The following is a 26,091-nucleotide window of genomic DNA, read 5'->3' on the forward strand; positions in this document are numbered from 1 at the left end:
CGTTGCCCCGCCGCGAAAAGTCCGCTCGCTAGTGCGCAGCCCCGCCACCCCTGCCTTCCGAGCTGACGATGGTCCTCGACACCACATCGCTGCTCCGCTTCCTCGAGCCGCAAGTCCGCGACTACGGAGCGGAGGTCGAACTCGAATCCGGATTCTGGATCGTGTTTGCCGTTCCGGCTTCGGACCACTCCGCCAACGAGCACGCTCGCACCCTTTTGCAGGACGCCGCTTTCGCTCACGACTGCGGTTTGTCGAGCGACGATCAATGGATGCTCTACTATGTCGACTCGGCGAACCGCGCGCGGGCGCGGCATTGGCTCCGCGACACGGTGGCGATCAGTCGCGGGGAGATTCGGCCGACTGCCCCCGAGTACCAGGCCTGGGTCGCGGAGCTCGCTGAATCCCCCAAGCCGCACCGGATTGCGCGGCAGCTGATCGATCTCCATGCGCGGGGCGAAGTCTCCGCCGGCGTGGTGCGCGATGCCCGCACCGTCCGCGCCTGCCTCGACCGATTGCACCAGCGCGAGCCGCTGTTCTTCCACGCGTTTCATTCGCTGCTGACCCACCATCTCGTCGACATGGTCGTGCTGCTGCAGCAGCTGGTCGCCGAGGACGTGATCCTCAAAAACGAAATCGTGGCGGGCTCGCTCTCGCACGATCCGTGGCTGCAAAAGCGCCAGGATTGGGCCGCAGGCATTCACCACACGCTGGTTCGGTTTCGGGTCATCAACCCGCTCGACCAGCAGAAGAACACGGTGTTGGGCAACCCGTACGCGGCCTATCTCGATCTCCACGGCATCGCGGGGCAACTCGTCCTTGTCGTCGACGGCTTCACGGCGACGGTGCCCCGCGCCCATTTTCTCAGCGCGATCCACTCGATTCGGCGCAGCCTGTATCGCGGCGAGGAATTCCGCGAGCTCGGCACGCACGCGCCGTGGATGACGGACAGCATGGCTTATCCGTTCCGGTTCATCCGCCAAAAACTCGATAGTCGGCGCGACCTCCCGCCCATCGACGCGCTCTACATGTTCGAGCGCGCGCTCGAGGAATGAGCCCGAGGTAGAGCGCGTTGCCCCCAACGCGCTTTCTCCGCAGTCCGCAGCCGCACGGCTGCGCCGCGCGGACCGTGCCGTAATCCGCTTTTCCGCAAACCCACGGCCGGGACGCCCGTGTCAGAAAAACTGGCATGCCGCCGGCGCGGCCCGCTCGCCGCGAACTTTATGCTGTCGCCCGCCGCGTGATGGCTCACGTTCTACTTTTCGCATGTCTGTCGACCGTTCATCTGCTGCGCCACCCGCGCCCGATCGCTCCCATCTGGCGGGCATTACCCTCGCGGTGTCGGGCGTGCTGTGTTTCGCGTGCATGGACACCTGCGCGAAATGGCTTAACCGCACGCTGCCTCCGGCCGAGACGGTCGCGATCCGCTACCTCGGAAGTTTCTTCTTCGTGCTCCTGCTGGTGAAGCCTTGGCAAAAGCCGGCCGTGATGCGCACGCACCGGCTCGGGCTGCAATGCGCCCGCTCGTGCTGCCTCGTGCTCGGCACCCTGTGCTCGTTCACCGCACTGCGCTACCTGCCGCTCACGCAGGTGACATCCATCACGTTTTCCGCGCCGTTGATCGTCGCGCTGCTGGCGGGCCCGCTCCTCGGCGAACGCATCGGGCCCCGCCGCGCGGTGGCGGTCTGCGTCGGTTTCGCCGGCGTTCTCGTCGCCACGCGTCCCACGCCCGGCGGGCTCCATCCGGCCGCCCTGCTCTGCCTCGGCAACGCGATCACGAGCGCGTTCTACTACATTTTCACGAGGCGGCTCGCCGCACACGACCAGCCCGAGACGACGCTGTTCTACACGAGCTTCGTCGGCTCGCTCGTCTGCCTTCCAATGCTGCCGTTCGTGTGGGTCATGCCGGCGACCTGGGGAGCCTGGCTCGCGCTGCTCGTGCTGGGCGCGCTCGGCGCGCTCGCCCACTGGCTGCTGATTCTCGCGCACAAGCGGACGCCCGCGTCCGTCCTCGCGCCGTTTTTCTACGCGCAGCTGATCGGCGCGGCAGGCCTCGCCTGGCTCGCGTTCGGCGAGATTCCCACCGGCTGGACGATCCTCGGCGGCTCGATCGTGCTCTCGTCCGGACTCTACCTAGTCTATCGCGAACGCGTCCGCCAAAAGTTTCCCAGCTCGGACGTCGCGCTGTGAACGCCGCGCTCGCGGGCGCCCGTTTTCCGCCGCAACTTTCCTGCGCCGGTTTCGTCAACTCGCCCACACCTCCGTCGCCTCAGCTCTCGCTCACTCCCATGTCGCTGCTCCGCTTCGCTTGCCTCCCGCTTCTGGCCGCGCTCTGCGCAACGCCGACCTTCGCCGCGCGCGCCTTGCCTGTCACGCCCGACGCCTCTCCGGAAGCGCGCGCGCTGCTCGAGTTGCTCTACGATCTCTCGGGCCGGCATACGCTCACGGGCCAGCACAACTATCCCAACATCAAGGACCGCAACAGCCGGTTCGCCGCGCAGCACATCGGCAAGATGCCCGCGGTGTTCAGCACCGATTTCGGTCACGCGGTGGCCGGCAATTCTGATTCCTACCTCGCGCGGCCGGACATCGTGCAGGAGTGCATCCGTCAGCACCAGCTCGGTGCGCTGGTGACGATCTGCTGGCATGCCGTGCCGCCGACGGCCGATGAACCGGTGACCTTCCGCCCACTTCCCGGCAGCGACCCCAAGGCGCTGAAGAGCGTGCAGGGCCAGCTCCTCGACGAGCAGTTCCGCGACGTGCTCACGCCCGGCACCGCGCTGCACACGAAATGGGCGGCCCAGGTTGACGCGATCGCGGTGTTCCTCAAACAGCTCGAAGCCGCGCACGTGCCCGTGCTCTGGCGCCCCTATCACGAGATGAACGGCGGCTGGTTCTGGTGGGGCGGCCGCACCGGCGAATACAGCACCGAGCGACTCTACCGCCAGATCTTCGACCGGCTGGTGAACCACCATCAGCTCAAGAATCTGGTTTGGGTCTGGAGCATGGACCGCGTCAGCAAGCCAGGCATGGAACACGAGAAATTCTTCCCGGGCATCGATTACGTCGACGTGCTCGGGCTCGACGTCTACGGCAACGATTTCGCTCAGTCCTACTACGAAAGCCTGGAAAAACTTTCGCAGGGCAAGCCGCTCGCACTCGCGGAGGTCGGCAATCCGCCGGCGCTCGAGATCCTCGACCGGCAGCCAAAGTGGACGTTCTACGTCACGTGGGCCGGCATGGTCCGCAACACCTCGCGCAAGGCCTACGCCACGCTGATGGCCGATCCACGGATCTTGAATCTCGATGACGCGGCCTACACCGACGTGACGCGCGCGTATCGCGACGCGTGCGCGCTGCCGCCGGTGCACGTCGCCCCGCTGCCCGCGGATTTTTCCGGTGAATGGGTGATCGACGAGGAACGGAGCGAATTCGGCCGGATGGGCGCCGCGTTTGCACCAGCCCGGCTGCAGGTCACGCAACGCGGCAACGATTTCCTCGTGAAAACAACGCGGATCCTCGAGCACGCCGACGATCAGGTGACCGAGGAGAAGCTCACGCTCGATGGGGCCGAAGTGAAATCGGAGTTCATGGGCGGGCCGCGGATCACCACCGCGCGGCTCTCGGACGATGGCCGCGAGCTGCACCTGGAATCCACGTTCAGCCTGCCGTGGACGCCGCCCGGCACGAGGACCGTGGTGAGGGAAACCTGGAGCCTAGTCGACGGCGGAGCCCGCCTTTCGCTCCGTCGTGTCGCGCCCACACCCGCCGGCGAGCAAACGACGGTCTACGTCTTCGACCGCCGGTGATGGTTTGTAGCCGGGCTCGCCGAGCCCGGCGTCTCTCGTAACGGCGCAGTCTTGCTGCGCCCTTTCCCCGCCACGGCGCCATGAATATCGCACGCTCGCCTTGTCGCCGCCGCCGCGTCCATTCTGTGGCCTCACCATGGCCGAATCCACCACGCCCGAAGTCGTCGCCTATCCAGCGGGTGACGAGCCGCTGCCGGTCTTGAGCGAAGTCGAGGTCCGCGTGCTCGGCGCGTTGGTCGAGAAACAGCTCACCACACCGGAGTATTACCCGCTCACGCTGAACGCGCTCGTCAACGCCTGTAATCAAACTTCCAGCCGCGATCCCATCGTTTCCTACGACGAGGCGACGGTCACGCGCGGGCTCGACGGACTGCGCGACAAGAAACTCGCCTATGTGTTTGCGGGCGCCGAGAGCCGGGTAGTGAAGTTCGGCCACAAGTTCGCCGAGCGGTTCGAACTCGGCCGCGCCGAAGTCGCGGTGCTCTGCGTGCTGCTGCTGCGCGGTCCGCAGACCCCGGGCGAACTCCGCAGCCGCACCGGCCGGATGCATGCATTCGAGTCGCTGCCGGATCTCGAGCAGACGATCGCCGCGCTCGCCGCCAAGCAGCCGCACCCGCTCGTCACGCGACTCCCCCGCCAGACTGGGTTCAAGGAGGTGCGCGTTACCCACCTGCTCGGCGGTTCGGTTTCAGTTTCGTCCGCCGAGCCCGCACCCGAGCCGCCGCCCGTAGATCGAACCATGCAGCTCGACCAGGATGTCGCCGCATTGCGGCAGGAACTCGCCGAGCTCCGAGAGCAGTTCGCTGCGTTTCGAAAGCAGTTCGAATAGCTCCGCCCATCAAGCGGCCCAAGCACCGCCGCGGTGGAATCCTCTCCGCCTGCCGCCTCTCGCCTGGCGATTTGGTGTAACACCTGTTACAGATTTTTGCACGGGCCGGTGGTCGCTCCCCGCGAACAGGAACGCCGCGCAGCGGAGATCATTCCGCCCTCAGCGTCTGCGCGCCGGCCCCCAGCGGCATCCGCTTGCCGTGCCACACAAACTCACCGGTCACGCCCTCCGGCAGCGTGATCTCCGCCTTTACCGCGGACGCTCCTTCTCGCTCGTAGGCAACGCGAATCTCGCCGGCTGGATGCGGCACGACGCCTTGCGCGCGCGGCAACGACCCGAGGTGCGGCTCGATCCGCACCGTCGCAAAACCCGGCGAGGCGGGTTCCACGCCGCATACCGTGGCGAGTAACTCGTAAACCGGCGAAGCGCTCCACGCGTGGCAGTCCGAGCGTGTCGGATCCGGCTTCTCCGCAAACGTCGTCAGCCCGCGTTCCAACATCGTCCGCCACGGTCCGAGCTGCGCCAGATACTCGTCGCCGCGGCCCGCCGCCTTCAACGCCCGCAGCAGATAGAATCGAAAATACGTCGACGCCTGCACGAGCCCCGGCTCAGTGAGCGTCCGCTCCATCAGCGCCTTCGCCGCGTCGCCGGTCACGAGCCCGTTGAGCACCGCGAGCGCGTTGGCGTGCTGGCTGAACGTCCGCTTCGTCGGCGCATCCGCAAACAGCTTCCGCTGCTCGTCCCAGCACTGCTTCGCGACCGCTGCCTTTAGGTTCGCGGCCATCTTCTCGTATCGGCCGGCCGCCTCTTCGCGGCCCAGCGCTCGTCCCATTTCCGCCGCGCGCACGAGCGCGTCGGCGAACTGCAGCGAGACGATGCTCGAGCCGCCCTCGCGCGCACCTTCGGGTTCGCCGCCGATCCGCCGAGCCTCGCTCCACGGCCACTCGTCGGTCCAATCGACGAACGTCCAGTAGTCGAGCGGCCCAAGCAGCCCCGTCGCCGGATCCAGCTTGTGCTCGAACCAGCGCAGCACGGACTCCACGCCATCGAGCCGCGCCCGCACGAACGCCTCATCGCTGCGGTGCATCCAGTAGTCGTGCACCATATCGACCCAGAACAGCGAGAACGTGTTGATCACCTGCGGCGTCACCGAGGGATAACGGCTCTGCGTCAGCCCCTCCGCGATCCGTGAGCGATCGTAGAGTTCAATCGCATTCCGCATCAGCCGGTCGTCGCCCGCCACGTAAAGCGAGATCAGCGCCTGGATCCGCGTGTCGCCGACATATTGGAGCTGCTCGTAATAAGGACAATCGACATACGTCTCGAACGCGCACAGTCGCGCGGTCCGCCAGCCCACTTCCCAGATTTTTGCGAGGGACGCATCATCGCTGCGAAACGACCCGCGCTCGACGAACGGATAACCGGTGAAGACCCCGTGCAGGTCATCGATCTGCAGCGGTTCGTTCGCCGTCTGCACCTCCAGCTGCAGGTAACGGTAGGTCCGAAAATCCAAGGGTTCAAACAGGCGTCCCACGCCGCCATCCGGCCGAAACTCGTCGGTGATCCCCGCCAGCGTGCGCCCCTCCACCTCGTCGCGATTGCCCTTGTTGCCGTCGCGATCGATCAGTGCCTCGGCATACGTCAGCGCCACGCGTGCACCCGCGCCGCCGCTAACGGTAAGCCGCGGGAACGCGTTCGTCTCGAAGCCCTGGTCGAGCAACACCGTCGCCCGTGTGTTCGCCGGCACGCTCAGCGGCGCCCGCCCCGCCACGAAAGCCTCACCCACCTCGACGCCTTCCGCGCGCCGGACCCGCGCGAGCCGCTGCGGCGTTTCTTCCATCAGCGGAATCGTCCGTGGCGCGAGCCAGTGATCCATGTCGGTGCCGAGTCCGTAGGGATTGCCGCGCGTCAGCGTCCGCGCCGCGGCCCACCGCGCGTCGTTGAATCCCGGTTGCACCCATCCCCACGGGTGCCGCGCCGCATCCATCCGGCTGCCCGGCCCAACCACGATGTAGGTGGGCAGCGTGACCGGAATCGTCGAGCGCGAGTCGTCGCGGACCACTTTCCACGTCGCGTCGGTGTTCACCGCCTGCTCGCGATCGGTGTCACCTTGCAACAGCAAACTCGTGCGCACGCCGGTGATCGCATACGGCGTCTGGTCCCCGTAGCCGACCACGCGCGCCGCGACGACATTCGCGCCGGCCTGAAGAAACGGCGCGAGATCCACGCTCTCGTAACGCCACACCCACGCATCGCTGCGCTGCGGCCCGAAGCACACCGATTCGCCGTTCACGTAGAGCCGGTAACGCGCGTCGGCACTCACATGCACCACGAACCGCTCGGGTTTCGCCGGCAGGTCAAACTGCTTTCGAAACAACCACACGCCATACTCGTTCTTCGGCGCCGCCGGATGCGTGATCCACGATGCCGGCCACGCCAGCTTGCGCAGCGCCTCAGCGGGCGCTGGCGCTCCGCTCGCGGCCACCGCTGGGGCCGCTGCCAGCATCTGTCCGCCCGCGACGAAACCGATCAGGGCCAAGAAAGCGCTTCTCATGCCGGCAGGTTGGAGCGACACGCCGTCCGATACAACTTCGCCGCGTGTTTGGCCGCGGCATGGACGTCCCGCCCATGGTCGGAAATTACAGGCAAGATGCCCGTGCCACCTCCCTACGGCAGCCGTTGCCAGCCTTCGGCGCGGACGCGCCAGGTGCCGTCTTTCGGAAACCCGGGATGCTCCACCTCGCAACCGTCCCACCCCGCGATCATCAGCGCCACGGCCGACAGGAACGAGCCATTCGCCGGGAGATACACCGCGATCTCGCGCCGGCCTGGGCCCGATTGCCCGGTCCGTTGCGCCGTGTCGCTGCGCTGCGGCACGTGTCCCACCGCCGTGTAGCGGTTGTTCGGCCCATCGCGCAACAGCACCTCCATCGCCACCTCGGGCCGGCCCAGCCGCGTCGCGGTCATCGCGATCATCGGGTAATCCCAACCCCAGATTTTCGTCTCCCAATCCCACTCCTTCATGACCGCATCCAGCGTGCGCTCCATCGTCGCGCGATCCACCCCCGGAGCTTCCGGCAGGAAACCGAGCGGCATCAGCATCTCCGGATGATCGTGCCGGCTGGCGAGATTCGTCCACGTATCCGGATGCGACTCCAGCGCCACATACTTTCCGTCGCGCACCGGCAGTGCGGACAGTTTCGCGATCACGTCGTCCCACTTCGCGTCGCGGCCGAGCTTCAGCCGTTCGCGCCACTGCTGCGCCACGCCGAGCGCCCAGCGCCAGTAGGCCAACTCGAACGACGGGTTCTGACTCGTCGCCTGGTCGTGAATCTCCTGGGCAATCCAGAGCGGCGGACCTAGCACGTATTCTCCGCGCTTCGGATCCAGCCACACCATCGACGCCAGTCCATCGGCCGTCTCGAGCACCAGCTCGTGATACGCGGCGAGCGTTTCCGGCGTCGGCGCCAACCGATAAAGCAGCTCGGCCAGATAGATCGCGTGAGGTTGGTTCCAGACGATGAGCGGATTGCCGCCCGGACTCTCCCGCCCTTCCGGCCCGACCATCTTCGCCCAGCGCGCGCCCTTGAGTCCGCGACTCTGCGCCAGCGCCCGCGCCTCGGGCAGCCGCGCCCGATACCACGCCAGATTCTTCGCGAGCAGCTCCGGATGGTTCCACAGCGCGAAATGCGCCGCATGCCACCACATCATCTCGGTGTGATGTTTTCCGTACCACGTGCTGCAGGTGAGTCCGCTTTCCTGCGGCGGCACGTCGCCGGCGAGCTGCACGGCAGTTAGGTATTGCGACAACACCACGCGCCGCTCGAGCTTCGCCGCGAGTGGATTCGTGCTGCCGCTCAAATCGAGTACGCCTGCCGTGCGCCAGAATTTTGCCCAGTGCGCGGCGCTGGCGTTGGTGACATCCGCCACGGTCGGCATCGTCTGCGCGCGCTCCTGGCCGAACCGCAGCGTAAACGCCAGCTCGTGCCGCGCGCGCTCCGGCTCGAGCTTGAACACGTGCGGTCCCGCTGCGTGCAACGCCCGGCTGCTGCACACAAAATACTTCGTTCCTCCGATCGTCCGCTCGATCGTCCGGTCGCCCTGCAACTCCGACCGGTGCGACTCCGGCGCGGACCAGTCGAGCGCGGGCGTGTTTTTCACCGCTGGATCATGTCCACGCGGAAACGCCAGCCGCACGCGCATCTGGCCGGTCCGCACCCATTGCGAGCGGATCCGCACCGCGATCGTGTCGCTGCCGGGATCGCACGCCGTCGTCACTTCGACGGGAATTCCGCCGAGCTCGTAACGACTCGTGATCACGCCGACCCAAAGGTCGAGCCGCTGGTCAATCTCCTCGACGTCCGTCGGCACGAACGGCGTGCCGTCCGGTTTGTCCCACTCGAGTTGCAGCACGCCCAGCGGCTGATCGCGCGGATTCTTCCGCAGCCATTCGCCGGCCGGGGTCGAGGCATTCGTCGGAAACGGCTGCACGCGGCCGTCCGCGAGCGTGTAGTCGCGATTCGCGTCCGCGAGCGTGTAGCCCTGCGGGTTTTCGTCGGCGACCCAGCACCAGCGCGATAGCGTTTCCAGCGGAATCCCGCGTTGATAATACGCCTCGCCGAAGGTCTGCAGCCCGGTCACATCGGCGGTAAACGCGAAACCGCCATTGCCCACCGTCAGCGGCGATTCGTAGTCAACCGTGCGCACGATCGGATCGTGCCGCGCGATCAACGCCGGCCGGTCGATCGGCTGCGCCCACGCCACCCCTGTGGTGGCCAACCACGCCAAAGCCTTCACGACGCGTCGGAAGCTCATGCGCCAAATCAGCGAGTTGGATTCGCGCTGTGTCGATACTGAAACTCGTCGAAGTCCGCCGCGCCCGCGGCCGGTCCATAGGCGAACAGCGTCACGCGCGCGCCTTTCCACTGCCCAAACCGCAGCACCACCTTCGCACCGACATCGGTGAACGTCTCGCCGTCCGCGCTGAAATACAGCCGCGCTTGTTCGCCGTGGTAGGTGCCGCGCAGCCAGACGTCCTGCTCGCCGATCACCGGCCCGAGTCCCGTCTCCGAATAAAACCGCAACCGCCCGTCGAGCCGCGCCACGCCGACCGCGTTGAACACGCGTCCGCTCATGAACGCGAACCCCGCCGCCTGGCCCTCGCTCAACCCGCGCGGATCGAGCTTCACCGTCACCGTCCCGCTCTCGCCCCAGAGTTTTTGCGTAAGCGTGTTGCGCGCCACGACTGGCTCCGGCGCCGGCAGACCCCGCAGCCGCAGCCAGCCGCGCCGCTCGCTGAGCGACCATGCCGCGGGCACCGGATTGTGATTCCATTGCCACTGCGGCGAAAGCGCGGCCGACTCGAAATCGTCGCTCGTCTGCGGATGCAGGATCGGCCCGCCCGCGCCCACGCCGGGTTTCTTTCCGCCCGGCACCGGCTGCCCGTGATCGCCGAACACCGGCCAGTCGTCCGCGCCCCATCTCACGGGCAGCAGATGCGCAACGCGCCCGAGATGGCCGGTGGACTTGAACGCGATGAACCACGACTCGCCGTTGTCGAGTTCGACGATTCCACCCTGGTGCGGACTGCCCGCCGGCAGCACCTCGCGGCGTTCGTAGGGACCATAAATGCTCTTCGCGCGCAGCACGGTCTGCCCGCCTTTCTCGACGCCGCCCTCCGGCAGCGAAATGTAATACCAGCCGTTTCGCTTGTAAAACTTCGGGCCCTCAGCCACCGGACCGCGGTAGATCACCACGCCGTCGTCGAGCAGCTGCGTGCCTTCGCGGTTCATCTTGTGCAGGATCAACGGTCCCGCGCCGTGCACGCTGTGGACGAGATACGCCTGCCCGTCATCGTCCCAGATCGGACACGGATCCTCCCACGCATCCACCGTCTTGACGGTTACCATCTCCCACGGCCCAGCGGGATCCTTCGCGGTAAATCGATACAGCCCGTCGTGCGGCGTACAGACGTAGAGGTAGAACACGCCGTCATGAAACCGCAGCGACGGCGCCCACGTGCCCTGCGCGTAGCCACGCATCTCGTCGTAGCTGGCGTCCATCGTCAGCCGGTCGAACACCTGGCCGATGATCCGCCAGTTCACTAAGTCGCGCGAATGCAGCACCTGCATCCCGACGAAATGGAAATCCGACGCGACCAGATAAAAATCGTCTCCGACGCGAATCACGTCCGGGTCGGAGTAGTCCGCCGGCAGGATCGGATTCCGATACGTGCCATCGCCCTGGTCGCCCCACGCGAGCATTGGCTCCGCGCGCAGCGTGGCCGCCCACAAGAGCAGCCCGGTGCCAATCAGCCGCCCGATAGCGTTCGTTTTCATGATCACGTCAGATTAGTTTTGACCGCACACTCGGAGGTGGAGCGCCTTGCCCTCAAGGCGCTGGCCTTTGACGTAGCCCCGTTGGTGACGACGTGGTCTGCACCGTCCAGCTGTTCCGCGACGCCGCAGAGCGCGTTGAGGGCAACGCGCTCCACCTGCTGAGACGCCATCTCCGCCAGACGGCAACGAGTCTGCAGCCTTTCCTCTGGAGCCGCGACGCCTTCGTCGCGGTCTTCACTAAAACGCGACGAGGGCGTCGCGTCTCCATGAAGTCTCCAGTTTCGCCCCATTTCACCGCAGCTCGGTCGCCCCCATCACCTCGCGGTCACCGTCGGGCAGTGACGTGCAATTACGCGATTTGAGACCGCTCACCTTCGTCAACGACCACGTCGGTATTCCCCCACCCTGCAGCTGCACATCGAGCAATTGCGAGTTCCACACGTCATCGAGCACGACCGCCGGTCGCGCGTCCGGTTTCATGACTCGTAGGTCCACCCCGCGCAGCACCAGTCCGCTCACGTGCCGAGCGAACACACCCCACGACGGCATCACGCCAAACACATACGGCTCCGGATAACTCTTCTCGTGCTCCGGCACCACCCGCGCCGCCTGCTCCTTCGTGCCGCCGCCACGGAAATGGATCTGGATGTTCGACAGCACCACATCCTCCACGGCACGCGCATACCCACCGCTCTCCGGTAGGCCCATGAGCATGATGCCGTGATCGGCGGACACATTGTAGGCGACCACATTGTCGATGAGGATCCGTTGCACCCAGCCTCCTGACGTGGTGTCCGGCTTGCGGAACCGCGCTCCGAGCCGGATGAAGATCGGCGCGTTGGCGATGTCGCGCATCGTGAGGTTCGTCACGGCCACATCTTCCAGCACGCCGCCGTCGACCTGCTCGAGCGCGAACCCGCGGCAATATTCGAACACGCAATTCGAAATCGTGATGTTCCTGAACCCGCCGCCCGCTTCCGTGCCGAACTTGATCCGGCCCATCGGCCCGCCGCGCTGCACGCTCTTTCGCTGCCGCGTGCCGTCGAGCAGCGTCCCTTCGTCGTAGCCGCTCACGAAGCAGTTCGTGATCGTCACGTTCTTGGTCAGGCGCGCAACTCCGAGCGCGTGCGACGACTTCAGGCAGATGCCGTCGTCCCACGGCGAGTTCACCGAGCAGTTCGCGATCCGCACATTGCTGCAGGCATCGATGTCCATCCCGTCGCGGTTGGTGTCGATGATCAGGTTGTCGATCGTGAGATTGTCCACGCCAGTCGCGAGAATCCCAAAATGTCCGCCGTGCAGGATCGAGAAATCGCGCAGCACCACGTTACGGCAATTTTTCAACGCGATCGCCTTGTTGCCCACGCCATCGGCCAGTCGGTCGCGCGCGTTGGGATAGCCGAACGGTCCCGGCTTGAGCTCCGGCCGCGGCACGATCTCGAACGCGCCGTCCGCCTCGAGCACATCCGGCGGCTTCGCGGGATCAAACCCTGCGAACGTCTCGCCCACCGGCAGCGCCTTGCGGCCGTTGCCGCGGCTCAGTCCGCGTCCGTAGATCCGGCCCGGCCCGGTGATCGACACGTTTTCGAGGCCTTCGCCCCAGATCAGGCTGTTGCGCCAGTGCGAGTGGCCGAAATCCTGATACTCCGACCAGTCGTTCGGTTCGGGCGCGTCGTAACCGCCCGCTTCGCCCACCGCCGGGGGATCGGCCGCAATGAGCGTCGCCCCCGGTTCCAGCCGGAGTTCGACATGACTCTGCAGCCGGATGCTGTGGCTCAGATACTGGCCGGCGGGAAACTCCACGACGCCGCCGCCCGCCTGCGCGGTCGCCGTGATCGCGCGGTTGATGGCCGCGGTGTCGAGTGTCACGCCATCGCCGGTCGCGCCGAAATCGCGCACCGACACAGGCGCGGCCGACACCCCTACAAGGCCAGCGAGCCAACCGCATCCAATCAGCCACCATCTGAACGACCGCCTGAAAAATGGAAGAATCCGCATGATGAGCACAGAGAGCCTTAACGTAGTGTGACGCGCGCCGGAACCAAATTGGGGATCCCGCGGACGAAGTTTTCAAAATAAAACTGCCACCGGCGTTGCTGATCACAATCGGGCTTGTCAGCGCCCGCGGCCGGTCTATCAGCGACTCAGGCGACCTCCCCCACCCGATGTCATCGCACGAAACCGAGCACGCGCGCTGGTTCGCCGTGGAAGTGCAACCCCACGAACCGGCCCTCCGCGCTTACCTGCAGTCTCATTTTCCGCTGCTGCAGGATCCCGACGATGTGATCCAGGAGACCTACAAGCGACTGTGGGTCGAGCAAACCGCCGGCCGTATCCGCCACGTGCGGGCGTTCATGTTCACCGCGGCTCGCAACGTCGCGCTCGATCTCTTCCGGCGCACGCGCAAGATTCAGTTCGAACCACTCACCCATCCCGAGGTGATCGACGTCGTAAAGGAGGCGCCGAGCACGGCGGAGGCCCTCAGTCAGCAACAGGAGCTCGAAATTCTGGCCCAAGCGGTGCAAAAGCTGCCGGATCGGTGTCGCCAAGTCATGCTGCTGCGCTATCTCAAGGGTTGCTCCTACAAGGAAATCTCCGCCCTCCTGGATATCTCCCCGGAGACGGTGAAGACCCATCTCGCTAAAGGAATCCAACAGTGCACCGATCATTTCGCCGCGTGTGGCTTGCTCAACGAGCGGAGGTTCTTCTCCCATGAACCCCGGTGACGTATCCGCGGAAATCCTCCGCGACGAGCATCTCACGCAAGCCGCCGCCGAATGGTTGATCCGGCGCGGCGCCGGGCTGAACTCTGCCGAGGCCGCCGAGTTCGCCGCGTGGCACGCGGACCCGCGGCACGCGATTGCTTTTGCCCGCGTGGAGAAAACGCAGCACCTGCTTTTCCGGCTTCCACAGGCCCCGACCGCCGCGGCCTTGATGGCCGAGGCCGATTCACTGATGCGGCGCGCCCGCCCTGCGAAACCCTCGCGGCTTCACGGCTGGCCCACTTACGTCACGCTGGCTGCGGCGGCCTGCGTCACCGTCGCACTCTGGCTCGCCTGGCCGACGCTGCGACCCGAACGGGATATTTTCGCCACGCTGGCCGGACAACGGCAGTCGGTGACACTCAACGACGGCTCCACGCTCGTCCTCAACGGCGACTCTGAAGTACAGGTCGCCTTTGCCGCCGCCGAACGCCGCGTTCAGCTCCACCGCGGCGAGGCGCACTTCTTCGTCGCGAAGGATCCGGCGCGGCCGTTCTTCGTGAGCGCCGACAAGGTGACGATCCGCGCGGTGGGCACCGCGTTCAACGTACGCCGCGAAGCCAACGCCATCGACGTGCTGGTCACCGAGGGCAAGGTCCAGGTGACGCACGGTGTGACCGGCGCGAACGGCGCTGCGGCCCTGCCGATCTATCTGGTGAGCGGCGAAAGCGTGCACATCGACACGCTCTCGAGCGCAATCGCCGTGGCCTCGGACGCCGCACCCGCCGGCGAAAAATTGCTCCACTCCGCCCCGCGGCTCGTCTTCAGCGACACACCGCTCGGTGAGGTCGTCGCCCTGTTCAATCGCTACAATCAGCTCCAGATCGAGATCGCGGAGCCCGAGCTCGCGCTTCGCGCCGTGCGCGGGAACTTCGACGCGGACAACGCGGAGTCGTTCATTGCGCTGATGGAACGCTCCGGCGACGCGCAGATCGAGCGCGTCTCCCCGACCAAGGTCCGGCTGCACAAGGCGCCGTGAGCCCGCGCTCGCGGGCATCGGGGCGCCAGTGTCCGACTGTGCACTGAGGAGCGTCACGGAGACGCGACAGTTTACCCCGACCAGTCGGGGCCCTCGTCGCGTCGTTTGGATGTAGCCGGGCTCGCTGAGCCCGGCCCACTCACCGAGGTCGGCGACCTCGGCTACATCAACCGCCCGCCGCCTGCGTGGGAGCCGCGGGCGTCTCGCCCGCCTCGGCGAAACTGCGGGCAAGATGCCCGCGCTCCCACCGCCGCCCGCTCCGCCAGTCCATAGAGAGACGGTGGTTTTTGCCGCCCCAGCATCGCCATTTCGGCGGATTCAGCTCTACCGTTTGGTGTTCGACGTGCCCCCGACCTTAACCACAAGCCCTGATCGCCTTGCGTTTCGGCGGTGCTGCTGCCTGGCCGCCTGGGTCTGTGGCTGGTTGCTCGCGTTCGCTCACGCGCTCGGCGCCGAACCGCCGCGGCTGAGGTTTCACCTGCCCAGTGGCGACGCGGCCGACACCCTCGCCGAGTTCGGCCGGCAGTCGGGCGAGCAGGTGGTTTATCTCGTCGACAACGTTCGCGGACACCGCACCCGCGAGGTCGTGGGGCAGTTCACCGCCTGGGCCGCGCTCAACCAGATGCTCGCGGGCACCCACCTGATCGTGCACCGCGATGGCGTGGATGGTCCGATCTCCGTCTCGCGACGCGCGGAAATTCCGCCCCCACTGCCGCGCGCCGCGTCGCCGCCGCGCGCCGTCAGCAGCCGAACGGATTTGTCCGACGTCGTCGTGCTCCCCGAGTTCACCGTCTCGAGCCAAACGGCCGATCGCTACCGCGCGGCCGACGCGATCTCCGCCGTGCGCGTCCGCGCCTCGTTGCTGGATGCGCCGAGCTCCATCTCCGTGCTCACCCGCGACGTGCTCGACGATCTGGCGCCAATCCGGATCTTCGACGTCACCCGCTACGTGGCCGGCGTGCAGGAAGGCCGCGGCATCCAGTTTCAGGACCGGATGATCCTGCGCGGATTCGAGAGCAACGGTCAGCGGAGCGTGGACAATTTCCTGCAGCCCGCCGATGCCGACAACATCGACGAGGTCGTGATCGACCGGATCGAGATCACGAAAGGGCCGAACGCCATCCTGTCCCCTTCCGGCTCGCCCGGCGGCTCGATCAACGTCCTCACCAAATCGCCGCTCTATGACCGGCAGCGCAGCCTCACGGCCACCCTCGGCTTGTTCGATGCACAGAAGCTCAGCGTCGACGTCACCGACACGTTCGGCGCCGGCAGTCCGTTTGCTTACCGGATCATCGGCTCGCTGCAGGACTCGCGCCGCTATTGGTCGGCCGACGCGCGGCTGCGCGGCCGCGTGTTCGCGCCGATGTTCGCCTACCGGATTTCCGACCGCACCCAGCTCACCGTAAAACTGATCGGCGCCGAGCATTGGATCTTCCGCGAGCCGCTGCTGATCCTCGACCCGGCCGTCAGCGCCCAGACTCGGCAACCCTACCTCGCGCCTGGTCTTTCGACCCGAAGCCGCAATGGCATCCAGCCGTGGAGCCACGTCGGCACGCACACCGCGGATCTGTTCGCGCTCCTCACCTCGAACCTGACCGACATTCTCAGCCTCCGCGTCGCCGCCAACGGTCGCTACTACTTCGAGGATTCGGTGCAGGAGTTCCTGGCCACGCCAAGCCTCACCGAGCGCTACAATCCCATGACCGGCGAGCTCACGCAGGACACCGTCTGGACGCTCGATCCGGCGACCAACACCTATGTGCCGACGCACTCGCCCTTCTTCGATCCCGCCTCCGTCCCGGTCCGCGGCGACAAGCAGGCCACGCGGCGCAAGACGGTAAACTTGCAGACCGATCTGGTTGGCAAGTTCCAGCTCGGACCTGTCAGCTCGCAGACCGTGGCGGGACTCGCGCTCTCGCGCCAGACCAACTACGGTCGCGGCGTCTCCGGCGTGCTGCCGGGCGTCGACCTGAGCCAGCCACAGCGGCGAGTCGTGCCCGCGTGGTCGTCGGATTGGCTGTTCTACTACGTCACCTCGTTCACCAACTGGCAGGCCTACGTCAACCAGCGCGTTGGACTGCTGCAGGACCGGCTCCAGCTCACCGGCGGGCTGCTCCACTACGATACGAAAACGCGGTCGCTCAACCGCGTGAGCAGCGCTCCGCCCGGCGTCCTCGACGACGAGAAGGACATGTGGATGGCGAGTGCGCTGCTGAAGCTCCGGCCCAATCTCTCGCTCTACTACAGCCACTCGACCAACTCCACGCCGGTGATCGCCAACGACGTTCCGTTGTGGCGCGACGGCGTGCAGGACGAGGTGGGGTTCAAGAGCGAGTTCTTCAACCAGCGGCTGTCGTTCACCGCGGCCTACTTCGAGATCGCGCAGACCAACGTCACCGTGCCGAATCCCGATCGGCAGACCAACCCCGCGGCGCCCGAGCAACTCGTGTCGGACTTGGGCAATCACGGCTACGAATTCGAGATCGTCGGCGGACTCACGCCCAACCTGTCGGCCATCGCGAGCTTCTCCCAGCTGAAGATGCGTGATGCGCTCGGCCGCCACGTGCGGGCCGTCGCCGATCACAACGCCGCGCTGCTGCTGAACTACCGGTTCCGCGCCGGCCGGCTCGACGGGCTCTCGCTGAACGTCGGCGTCAGCTACAACGGTCGCCGCGCCGGCGACTCGCCGATCAACTACACTCCGCTCAACGTGGTCGGCCAAACCAGCTTCTTCGTGCCGTCTTACTACGTGACGAGCTTTGGCGCCTCCTATCGCTGGCGCGATTTCCTGTTCCGGCTCAACGTCGACAATTTTTTCGACGACCAAGGTTATCTGCAGCAAGCCGGCGGCCGGGTGTCCGGCACCGGCATCACCACCGCGCCCGGCATCAACGTGAAGGCTTCCACGACGTGGAATTTCTAGCGTCGCTCCGCGCCCTTCCGCCGGCCGCCGCTTGCGTAGGAGCGCGGCCGCCCTCGGCCGCTCCGTTTCGGATGTAGCCGGGCTCGCCGAGCCCGGCTCACGCGCCGCAATCCGCTACCCCAGCTACTTCACGCCGCCTGCGTGGGAGCGCGGGCGTCGGGGCCGCATCGTTGCCGTCGCCTCGCTCAGTAGACGCGCCCGACACGGGCCGGACTTAACAGCGGGCAAGATCCCCGCGCTCCCAAGGCGCATCCGCTATCCCCCATTTCGCGGCGCGCAACGTCGTTTAGGGAAGCCGGCATTCCGCCGGCCCCAAACCTGACGCACATCATGCTGATGAAACCCCAAGCATTCGACGTGGCGCGCTGGCGCCACTTCGTTCTCTCCGGCCTCTGCGCCGCAATTGTTACCGTTCCGGTCCTTGCCCAAACCGCCACCCCCTCCTCGGACTCCGCCGCACCACGGGCGGATGACGAGGTGATTACGCTGCCGCAGTTCACCGTGTCCGGCGAAGCCGCCGACCGGTATCGCGCAGCCGACGCCGTGTCCGCCGTCCGCGTCCGCGCCCCGCTGCTCGAGACCCCGAGCACGATCACGGTCCTCACCCGCGACATGATCGATGATCTGGCACCGTCCCGCCTCTTCGATGTCACCCGCTACGCCGCGGGCGTGCAGGAAGGTCGCGGCATTCAGTTCCAGGATCGCATGATCCTCCGCGGTTTTGAGAGCAACGGCCAGCGCGTCGTCGACAACTTCCTGCAACCGGACGATGCCGACAACATCACCGAGGTGGTGATCGATCGCCTCGAAATCTCGAAGGGCCCGAACGCCATCCTTTCGCCCGCCGGCGGTCCCGGTGGCGCGGTGAACGTGATCACGAAATCGCCGCTCTATCGCCGCCAGCGCAGCGTGACCGGAGTCATCGGCTTGTTCGACGCGCAGAAGCTCACGCTCGACATGACCGACGCCTTCTCCCCCGGCAGCAAGGCCGCCTACCGGTTCATCGGTTCGATCCAGGACACCCGGCGTTACTGGTCCGACGATGCACGCATGCGCAACAAGGCCCTCGCGCCGATGTTCACCTACAAGATCTCCGACCGCACGCAGCTGACGGTGAAGCTCATCGGCTCGACCCAGTGGATCTTCCGCGAGCCGCTGCTGATCATCGATCCGCGCGTCGGCCCGCAGACCGACGATCCGTACCTGGCGCCCGGTCTCTCCAAGAAGGGCCGCAACGGCATCCAGCCGTGGAGTCACACCGCCGTCGACACCGCCGACCTGTTCGCACTGCTCACCACGAGTTTTAACGAGAACATCAGTCTGCGCGTCGCCGCCAACGGCCGCTATTACTTCACCGATTCCGTGCAGGAGTTCATCACGCTGCCCGGCTTGAACAACACGCGCTACCAGCCGCTCACCGGCGAGTTCACCCAGGACTACGTCTGGTCGATGGTCAACGGCCAGCCGGTCTCGACCTTCTCGCCGCTGTTCCAGCCGGGGAACATCCCCGTCCGCGGTGATGCGCAATGGACGCGGCTGCGTTACGCCAATCTGCAGTCGGACCTCGCCGCGCGCTACAATTTCCCAGGGGTGACCACGCAGACGGTCGGCGGCGTCGCCGTCTCGCGCCGGCTCAGCGTCAACAAGGTCAAGAGCGGCACCCTGCCCGGCATCGATCTCAGCCGTCCCTACGTGGCCGCGACTCCGATCTGGGACTCGAATCTTTACGCGAACAACGTCGGCAACTTCACCAACTGGCAGGCCTACGTGAACGAGCGGCTCGGGTTCCTCGATGACCGCGTCCAGGCGACCGGCGGCATCCTGCACTACGACACTTACACCTACGCGCGCAACGCCATCAACGCCACCAACGCCCCCAGCATCCTCGACGATGCGAAGAACGTCTGGATGGCCAGCTTGCTGGTGAAGGTGCAACCCAACGCGTCGGTCTACTACAGCCACTCGACCAATTCCTCGCCCGTCATCGCCAACAACCAGCCGCTGTGGCGCGACGGCGTGCAGGACGAGGTCGGCTTCAAGACCGAGTGGTTCAACCAGCGGCTCGCGTTCAACGCCGCCTATTTCGAGATCTCGCAGACCAACGTCACGACGCCCAATCCCGAACGGCAGACGAACCCAAGCGCGCCGGAGCAGATCGTGCAGGATCTGAACAATCACGGCTACGAGTTCGAACTCACCGGCGGCATCACCAACAACCTGTCGGTGCTCGCCGCCTATTCGCAGCTGAAGATGCGCGACTCGCTCGGCCGCCACGTGCGCGCCGTCGCGGATCGCAATGCCTCGATCTTGTTGAACTACCGGTTTACCGAGGGCGCGCCAAAGGGCCTGTCGCTGAGCCTCGGCGTCAGCTACAGCGGCCGTCGCGCCGGCGACGCTCCGCCCGCCTACACGATCGCGAGCGTCCCCGCCAAAACGAGCTTCTTCCTGAAGCCGTATTACGTGACGAACTTCAGCGCGTCCTACACCTGGCACGATTACGTCTTCCGACTCTACGTCGACAACGTGCTCGATGATAGCGGCTACATCCAGCAGGCCGGCGGGCGCGTGTCCGGCACCGGTATCACCACCGCTCCCGGGATGAACGTGAAGTTCTCCACGACCTGGAACTTTTAGTTGGACTGGTAACTAGGGGTAAACGTAGCGCGGGCCGCGGCCCGCGCTACTTTTTTGGTCCACGTTGCCCCGATCGGGCCGAGTCCGTGGAGACGCGCCGCCCTCGTCGCGTCATTCGCGATGTAGCCGGGCTCGCTGAGCCCGGCCCGATCCACCGAGGTCACCGACCTCGGCTACATTGGCCGCCTGCCGCTTGCATGGGAGCGCGGCCGTCCCGGCCGCATGCATTGGTTGTAGGCCCGCTCGCTGAGCGGCCGCGCTCCCGGGCGCCCTGCCGCTGATCAATGGAGCCGCGACGCCCTCGTCGCGGCTTTTCGTGCTTCGAATTTCCGTTCAGAACGCTGCATTCCCCGGCGTCCGCGCGAACGGGATCACATCGCGGATATTCGGCACTCCTGTGACGAACATCAGCATCCGCTCGAACCCGAGCCCAAACCCCGCGTGCGGCACGGTACCGTAGCGGCGCAGATCGAGATACCACCCGTAGTCCTTCGGATCGACTCCGTGCCGGCGCATGTTCGCTTCGAGCACGTCGAGCCGCTCTTCACGCTGACTGCCGCCGACGATTTCGCCGATCCCCGGCACCAGCACGTCCATCGCCGTCACCGTTTTGTCGTCGTCGTTCAGCCGCATGTAGAACGGCTTTATCTCCTTCGGATAGTTGTAGACCGTCGTCGGACATTTGAAGACGACTTCCGTCAGGTAACGCTCGTGCTCCGACTGCAGGTTCGTGCCATACTCGACGGGATACTCGAACTGCTTGCCGCTCTTCTTCAATAGCTCGATCGCCTCCGTGTAGCTCACGCGCTGAAACGGCCGCTCGAGCACGAAGTCCAGCCGCGCCAGCAGTTCCTTGTCGACGAACTTGGCAAACAGCTCGAGGTCCTCGGCGCAGTTCGTCCTCACCTCGCGGATCAGCGCCTTCACGAACTCCTCGGCGAGATCCATATTCCCCTGCAGGTCGCAGAACGCCACCTCGGGCTCGATCATCCAAAACTCATTCGCATGCCGCGAGGTGTTCGAATTCTCCGCCCGGAACGTCGGACCGAAGGTGTAGACCTTCCCCAGCGCGCAGGCGAAGGCCTCCGCCTCGAGTTGCCCGCTCACCGTGAGATACGTGCGCCGCGCGAAAAAGTCCTTCGCGTCGTCGATCAAGCCATCCTCGCGCTTCGGCGGATTCGCGAGGTCGTGCGTTGTCACCCGGAACAATTCGCCCGCCCCTTCGCAATCGCTGCCGGTGATGATCGGCGTGTGCACGTAGACGAATCCGCGCTCCTGGAAAAACCGGTGGATCGCAAACGCCAGCCGACTCCGCGTCCGGAACACCGCGCCGAACAGGTTCGACCGTGGCCGCAGGTGCGCGATCTCGCGCAGAAACTCCGGTGTGTGTCCTTTCTTCTGCAGTGGATAAGTCGCATCCGCCGTGCCGATCACGGTCACATCCTCCGCCGTGACCTCCCACTTTTGCCCCTGGCCCTGCGACGGCACCAGCTTACCGCGGACGGTCACGGACGCCCCGGTGGTCAGGTGTTGCACGTCCGTGTAGTTGGCCAGCGTCGCCGGCGCGATCACCTGCAGGTTTTTCAGGCACGAGCCGTCGTTGAGTTCGAGGAACGAAAACGTCTTGGCGTCACGCCGGGTCCGCACCCAGCCGTGAACGAGGATGGTGTCTTGGGCGGACTCGCTGTGGAGCGCGTCCTTGACCGTGGTCGGTTTAAGCATGCTGCGATGCAAACGCCCGCGCCCCCGCCCGCAAAGAAATTCTGGCCGACGTGAGCCCGGCGTCCCCACCGGGCTTCGCTTTCGTGGGGGCGCAGTCTTGCTGCGCCCGCGCCACTCCGTTTCGGTGATTCGGATTCGGGCTTCGGATTTCGAATTTCGCGCCGCTTCGCCGGGCTCTCCCGGCTTGCCTCGCGGCGCGAAGCTCTGGTTCACTCCGCCTCCCCCGTGAAACAAAGCATCGTCACCCTCGACATGGAAGGCGTTCTCACGCCCGAGATTTGGATCGCTGTCGCCGAACGCACCGGCATCCCCGAACTGCGTCGCACGACCCGTGACGAACCCGACTACGACAAACTCATGCTCTACCGGATCGACATACTCGACCGGCACGGAATTACCCTCTCCAAGATTCAAGAGGTCATCGGCACCCTGCAACCACTCACCGGTGCCGTCGACTTCCTCAATGCGCTTCGCGGCCGCGTGCAATTCCTCATCCTTTCCGACACGTTTGAGCAATTCGCCGTGCCGCTGCTGCGCCAGCTTGGCTGGCCAACCTTGTTCTGCCACCGGCTCGTGGTGCAGAACGACCGGATCACCGGCTACCAGCTGCGCATGCCGGACCAGAAGAAACAGGCCGTGCAGGCGCTGCAGTCGCTCCGCTACAATGTCATCGCGGCCGGCGATTCGTTCAACGACACGTCCATGCTCTGCCAGGCCGACAGCGGGATCCTCTTCCACGCACCGGAGAACGTGATCAAGCAGTTTCCGCAGCTCCCGGCCGTCCACGACTACGCCGACCTACTGAAGCTGATCGAGTCCCGCCTGTAGGGTAGCAGTCTTGCTGCACCTTCGTCCATCCTGGAGACGCACGGTCGTAGTCAGCACCCTCGGCTAGATTAGGCGCACGCCGCTTGCGTGGGAGCGCGGGCGTCTCGCCCGCTCCGGTCCAAACTGCGGGCAAGATGACCGCGCTCCCGGGTGCCCTGCTGCGGCTGAGCAATGGAGCCGCGACGCCCTCGTCGCGGCTTTCGTGCTTCGGTTTTCCTTCGGCTATATTCCCCACACTCTCAGCGCCCACGCCCCCGTACTCGGTTTCACAATCACCGCTCCGGCCACCGTCGATCCGATCTTCGCCGGCTTCGTCTCGCCGTTCTTCGGATCAAACCACACGCCGCGCGTCGCACCACCGTCGCTTTTGTCAATCGCGCGATCGAGCCGGATGCTTTCTCCCGCCAAGGAATAAATCAGCACGTTCTCGCCGCGGTCGTCGGCCAGACACCAGGCCGTGTCCGGTTCCGCCACCCAGCCATCGCGCGGCGCCATCCGCATCAGCACGGCCGAGAGTTCGTCGCGCACCCAGCGATTAAACGCCGCATCGTCGCGCGCTCCGCCCTGCGATTGTCCCGCCGATGGATTCCGCATCAGCGCCTGCGCACCGCCCGCCATCAATACCGGAATCGGCCCACAGCCGCCGTGCCACGCCACGATGGGTTTTTGCGGAAACCGGTCGCGATATTCCCGCACCGCGCGATACACGGCCAGCGGCGTGGTGTCCGGTGGCGTGTCGACGCCTTTGCCGAACAACACCGTGTTCTGCTCGCGAAACGCGAGGTTCACGTCTCCGCGCGGCGCCCACAGCGTCCCATCCGGCTGCCGCTGCCAGTAGCGCATATCAATCACGTCGATCTGCCGCGCGCGTACCGGATCCGCCAGGATCGCATCCGTGATGTCCTTGCTCGTGATCAGCTCGATCGTCACCGACCGCCCGTGTTCGCGTTCCCACTCGGCCACGGTGTCGAGGAAGAACTCCTGGAACGCCAGCGGCCCCGCGAACTGAAACGCCAATGAAAGCACCACGTTAGGCTGATCACCGAGTTGATCCAGCGTGTGAAAAATGTAAGCGCGGTGCAGCGCGCGTCGACCCGGGTGGTCCACGTTGTAGATCACGTCCGACCGGTGCACCGTCTCCTTCGGATCCAGCTTCACCGGCTCGGGCAGCCCGATGTCGTTGATGCAGTTCGCCGTCCGCCATGGGTATTCCACGTAGTGCGCAAACGTCTCGAGGATGTTGTGCGTGTTGTAGAGGTTGTAGTGCAGCACGAGCCCGTGCTCGCCGCACACCCGCGCGAACTCGCGCATCCGGCCAAAATACCACGGATTGAATCGCGCCAGATCGTACTTGCTCAACCCATCCCACGCCACGCCCTGCCCGCTGCGCGCCCACGGCAGCTCGTAAAACGGCGCCCAGACGTTCCCGTCGGCCCGCGGAATTTTCAGGTGATCATCGCGCCGCCGGTCATACCACAGCCCCGGCCCGCCGGTGTAGAACGGCATGTCGCGCTCGATCATGTCGGCCGCGAGTTGCTCCAGATCTTCGGTGAGCCCGCGGCCGATCCGGCCCGGCATGAACCGGGTCACGCTCCGCCCGCTCGTCTCCGCCGCAATCGCTGGCGACTGCTGCCCTTTCCACCACGCCGAATTGAATTGCCCGCCCCACACCACGCGGCCGTCCACCACGAACCGTCCACCCACGATCTCCAGCGGGTGCACCGGCTTGGGCGCTTCCGGCGTCGGCTCAAACTGTAACTCCGACACCTCCGCGAGGTGGAGCGCGTTGCCCTCAACGCGCTGGTTCGGCGCAGCCCGCGTAGCCGCATTACCCCGCCGCTTCGCGAGCTGACTCGCATACAGCGATTCCTCCGCCGTACGCTCGACCACCGGCGCGCCGTCCGGTCCCTGCACCTCGATCGCTTCAGCCCGACAATTCCACACGACAGAATTCCCTGCCGTCCAGCCGCCGCCCTGCGTACGCTGCATCTCCCGCGTTAGCCGCAGCGCCGCGCCTTCGATCGTCACGCGTTCGAACAACGTTCCCGCGTTCCAGCTTTCATACGCGCCGCTCGCACCTTTCGCCTCGCGCGCCACGCAGTCCAAAAAAACGTTCGGCCCCGCCGCGCAGAACCCCAGCCCGAACCCATTCACGCTCTGCTCGGCCGCGCAGCGCTGCACGAGCACCTGCTGGCCTTCCACATAAAAACTCAACCGCCGATAGCCGCCGATCTCCGACACCGGCTGCTCACTCCGGCAGTCCTCCACCGTCACGCGCCGCGCCCGCGGCCCCACGCGCACCGCCGAGCTCACGAAGTGCCGCGCTGTCACCTTGCGCACCCACGCGTCCTCCGCGCTATCGATCGCCACCGCGATCCATGAATGCTCCTCATCCAGCGGCCGGTCCGCCGCAAACTCGCTCTCCAGCACGAGCTGCTCGATCCCGACGTGTCGGACGATTCGCGCATCCGTCACCTTGGCCACCGAGCCACCGCCAAACCGCTGTTCCAGCGCCGCCGTGATCGGCGCGTTGAGCTCGAGCTCCTTCGCCGGCACGTCGATCGCCACGATCGTCCGATCCCACACCAGATTGCGCGAACCCGGTTTCCAGTGCGTCCGGTCCGCGACGAAATTTCCCTTGTCCGTGTTCATTCCGAGCGCCGCGATCCACTCCGCCGTACTCGGCCGTTCCACCACCACGCGATCGCCCGTCGCAAATCCGGTCACGTCATCCACGCGCAACCGCCGCGCACCCACCGCCGCATCCGCCATCACCGGCACGGCCCGCGCCGTAGCCGGCGCGCCTTGGTGACCAACCTGGATCAACGTTCGCCGCCCAACCCCCGTCGCGAGGACGACACTCGGTGACTGCGGATCGGTGCTTCCGCGCAGCACGACGCCATCCGCGCGCAGTTGCAGCGATCCGGAGACGCGGAAGCGTCCTGGCTCCAGCAGGACCGCTCCGCGCCCACCATCGCCGCGCGCCGGCAACGCGCCGACATGATCGATCGCCGCCTGCAGCAGCGCGGTGTCATCGCCGCCGCTCGGTTTTACGCGCACCACTGACGGCACCTCTGGAATCGCGCCGTCGCCCCCGCGATAGCCTGCATGCGAAAAATCGATGGGCGGCAGCGTCGGTTCCTCCACGGCCGCCCGCAAACTCGCCGCGCCCATCGCGAGCCAAACTCCGCAAACCAACAGGCGTAATCGGATCATCTCGCCACGCTACAGTCCGACGCCATCGCGGCCACCTCGAAGTCGGCGAACCGT

The 26,091-nt window shown here is 65.9% G+C and carries 15 protein-coding genes; 9 read left to right on the forward strand and 6 right to left on the reverse strand.

All coding sequences use genetic code 11. From position 1 onward, the window contains the following. Positions 1-68 precede the first annotated feature (68 nt). The 4 genes from OTER_RS18745 (at position 69) to OTER_RS18760 (ending at position 4,635) form a co-directional block, all read left to right on the forward strand. Positions 69-1,052, forward strand: coding sequence for a hypothetical protein (locus tag OTER_RS18745; RefSeq protein WP_012376516.1), 984 nt, complete (start codon positions 69-71; stop codon positions 1,050-1,052). 211 nt (positions 1,053-1,263) lie between these two features. Further along, on the forward strand, positions 1,264-2,187 hold the full coding sequence (locus tag OTER_RS18750; RefSeq protein ID WP_012376517.1) for a DMT family transporter: 924 nt from the start codon (positions 1,264-1,266) through the stop codon (positions 2,185-2,187). Positions 2,188-2,285: 98 nt separating this feature from the next. Then, the gene (locus tag OTER_RS24445; protein ID WP_012376518.1) at positions 2,286-3,806 is read left to right on the forward strand and encodes a glycoside hydrolase family 26 protein; all 1,521 of its coding nucleotides are present in this window, start codon (positions 2,286-2,288) and stop codon (positions 3,804-3,806) included. A 136-nt stretch (positions 3,807-3,942) separates the two neighbouring features. Continuing rightward, entirely contained in the window at positions 3,943-4,635 is a 693-nt protein-coding gene (locus OTER_RS18760) for a YceH family protein (protein WP_012376519.1), read from the forward strand. Between the two features lie 148 nt (positions 4,636-4,783). Here the strand turns inward: OTER_RS18760 and OTER_RS18765 are convergent, their stop codons facing one another. The 4 genes from OTER_RS18765 to OTER_RS18785 form a co-directional block, all read right to left on the reverse strand. Beyond that, complete coding sequence (locus tag OTER_RS18765; RefSeq protein ID WP_012376520.1) at positions 4,784-7,189, reverse strand: alpha-L-rhamnosidase-related protein; 2,406 nt, start codon at positions 7,187-7,189, stop codon at positions 4,784-4,786. A gap of 113 nt (positions 7,190-7,302) precedes the next feature. Next, on the reverse strand, positions 7,303-9,450 hold the full coding sequence (locus tag OTER_RS18770; protein WP_012376521.1) for a hypothetical protein: 2,148 nt from the start codon (positions 9,448-9,450) through the stop codon (positions 7,303-7,305). Positions 9,451-9,458: 8 nt separating this feature from the next. Then, positions 9,459-10,973 (reverse strand): glycoside hydrolase family 43 protein, encoded by a 1,515-nt coding sequence (locus OTER_RS18775; protein WP_012376522.1) that lies wholly within the window; start codon positions 10,971-10,973, stop codon positions 9,459-9,461. Positions 10,974-11,264: 291 nt separating this feature from the next. Then, the gene (locus OTER_RS18785) at positions 11,265-12,893 is read right to left on the reverse strand and encodes a rhamnogalacturonidase (protein WP_202795994.1); all 1,629 of its coding nucleotides are present in this window, start codon (positions 12,891-12,893) and stop codon (positions 11,265-11,267) included. Between the two features lie 245 nt (positions 12,894-13,138). Here OTER_RS18785 and OTER_RS18790 point away from each other — a divergent pair, with 245 nt between their 5' ends. The 4 genes from OTER_RS18790 to OTER_RS18805 all read left to right on the forward strand — a co-directional run bounded on the left by OTER_RS18790 (position 13,139) and on the right by OTER_RS18805 (position 20,271). Further along, the gene (locus tag OTER_RS18790) at positions 13,139-13,699 is read left to right on the forward strand and encodes an RNA polymerase sigma factor (protein WP_012376524.1); all 561 of its coding nucleotides are present in this window, start codon (positions 13,139-13,141) and stop codon (positions 13,697-13,699) included. Further along, a complete protein-coding gene (locus OTER_RS18795; RefSeq protein WP_012376525.1) occupies positions 13,686-14,714 on the forward strand; it encodes a FecR family protein in 1,029 nt (342 codons plus the stop codon). Before OTER_RS18790 ends, OTER_RS18795 begins: the two co-directional genes overlap by 14 nt. 424 nt (positions 14,715-15,138) lie before the next feature. Then, entirely contained in the window at positions 15,139-17,637 is a 2,499-nt protein-coding gene (locus OTER_RS18800; protein ID WP_044891885.1) for a TonB-dependent siderophore receptor, read from the forward strand. Between the two features lie 330 nt (positions 17,638-17,967). Further along, entirely contained in the window at positions 17,968-20,271 is a 2,304-nt protein-coding gene (locus OTER_RS18805; protein WP_012376527.1) for a TonB-dependent receptor, read from the forward strand. Between the two features lie 333 nt (positions 20,272-20,604). On the opposite strand, the gene asnS is transcribed toward OTER_RS18805, so the two are convergent. Beyond that, positions 20,605-21,993 carry an asparagine--tRNA ligase gene (gene asnS / locus OTER_RS18810; protein WP_012376528.1) on the reverse strand — a complete coding sequence of 463 codons (1,389 nt, stop codon included), beginning with the start codon at positions 21,991-21,993 and terminating at the stop codon, positions 20,605-20,607. A 225-nt stretch (positions 21,994-22,218) separates the two neighbouring features. Between asnS and thrH the strand changes: the two genes are divergently transcribed. Then, positions 22,219-22,821, forward strand: coding sequence for a bifunctional phosphoserine phosphatase/homoserine phosphotransferase ThrH (thrH, locus tag OTER_RS18815; protein ID WP_083767786.1), 603 nt, complete (start codon positions 22,219-22,221; stop codon positions 22,819-22,821). Between the two features lie 222 nt (positions 22,822-23,043). Here thrH and OTER_RS18820 read toward each other — a convergent pair whose 3' ends face one another. Beyond that, positions 23,044-26,037, reverse strand: a complete 2,994-nt coding sequence (locus OTER_RS18820) for a DUF6298 domain-containing protein (protein WP_012376530.1) — start codon at positions 26,035-26,037, stop codon at positions 23,044-23,046. Positions 26,038-26,091: the final 54 nt, after the last annotated feature.

It is taken from the genome of Opitutus terrae PB90-1 (assembly GCF_000019965.1).
GTDB lineage: Bacteria > Verrucomicrobiota > Verrucomicrobiia > Opitutales > Opitutaceae > Opitutus > Opitutus terrae.

Excerpts from the sequence above, each read along its gene's own strand:
- OTER_RS18760 (WP_012376519.1), top strand. The coding sequence starts at position 3,943 with ATGGCCGAATCCACCACGCCCGAAGTCGTCGCCTATCCAGCGGGTGAC.
- OTER_RS18775 (WP_012376522.1), bottom strand. The coding sequence starts at position 10,973 with ATGAAAACGAACGCTATCGGGCGGCTGATTGGCACCGGGCTGCTCTTG.
- OTER_RS18790 (WP_012376524.1), top strand. The coding sequence starts at position 13,139 with ATGTCATCGCACGAAACCGAGCACGCGCGCTGGTTCGCCGTGGAAGTG.
- OTER_RS18795 (WP_012376525.1), top strand. The coding sequence starts at position 13,686 with ATGAACCCCGGTGACGTATCCGCGGAAATCCTCCGCGACGAGCATCTC.
- asnS (WP_012376528.1), bottom strand. The coding sequence starts at position 21,993 with ATGCTTAAACCGACCACGGTCAAGGACGCGCTCCACAGCGAGTCCGCC.
- OTER_RS24445 (WP_012376518.1), top strand. The coding sequence starts at position 2,286 with ATGTCGCTGCTCCGCTTCGCTTGCCTCCCGCTTCTGGCCGCGCTCTGC.
- OTER_RS18770 (WP_012376521.1), bottom strand. The coding sequence starts at position 9,450 with ATGAGCTTCCGACGCGTCGTGAAGGCTTTGGCGTGGTTGGCCACCACA.
- OTER_RS18820 (WP_012376530.1), bottom strand. The coding sequence starts at position 26,037 with ATGATCCGATTACGCCTGTTGGTTTGCGGAGTTTGGCTCGCGATGGGC.
- OTER_RS18805 (WP_012376527.1), top strand. The coding sequence starts at position 17,968 with ATGCTGATGAAACCCCAAGCATTCGACGTGGCGCGCTGGCGCCACTTC.
- OTER_RS18745 (WP_012376516.1), top strand. The coding sequence starts at position 69 with ATGGTCCTCGACACCACATCGCTGCTCCGCTTCCTCGAGCCGCAAGTC.
- OTER_RS18750 (WP_012376517.1), top strand. The coding sequence starts at position 1,264 with ATGTCTGTCGACCGTTCATCTGCTGCGCCACCCGCGCCCGATCGCTCC.
- OTER_RS18765 (WP_012376520.1), bottom strand. The coding sequence starts at position 7,189 with ATGAGAAGCGCTTTCTTGGCCCTGATCGGTTTCGTCGCGGGCGGACAG.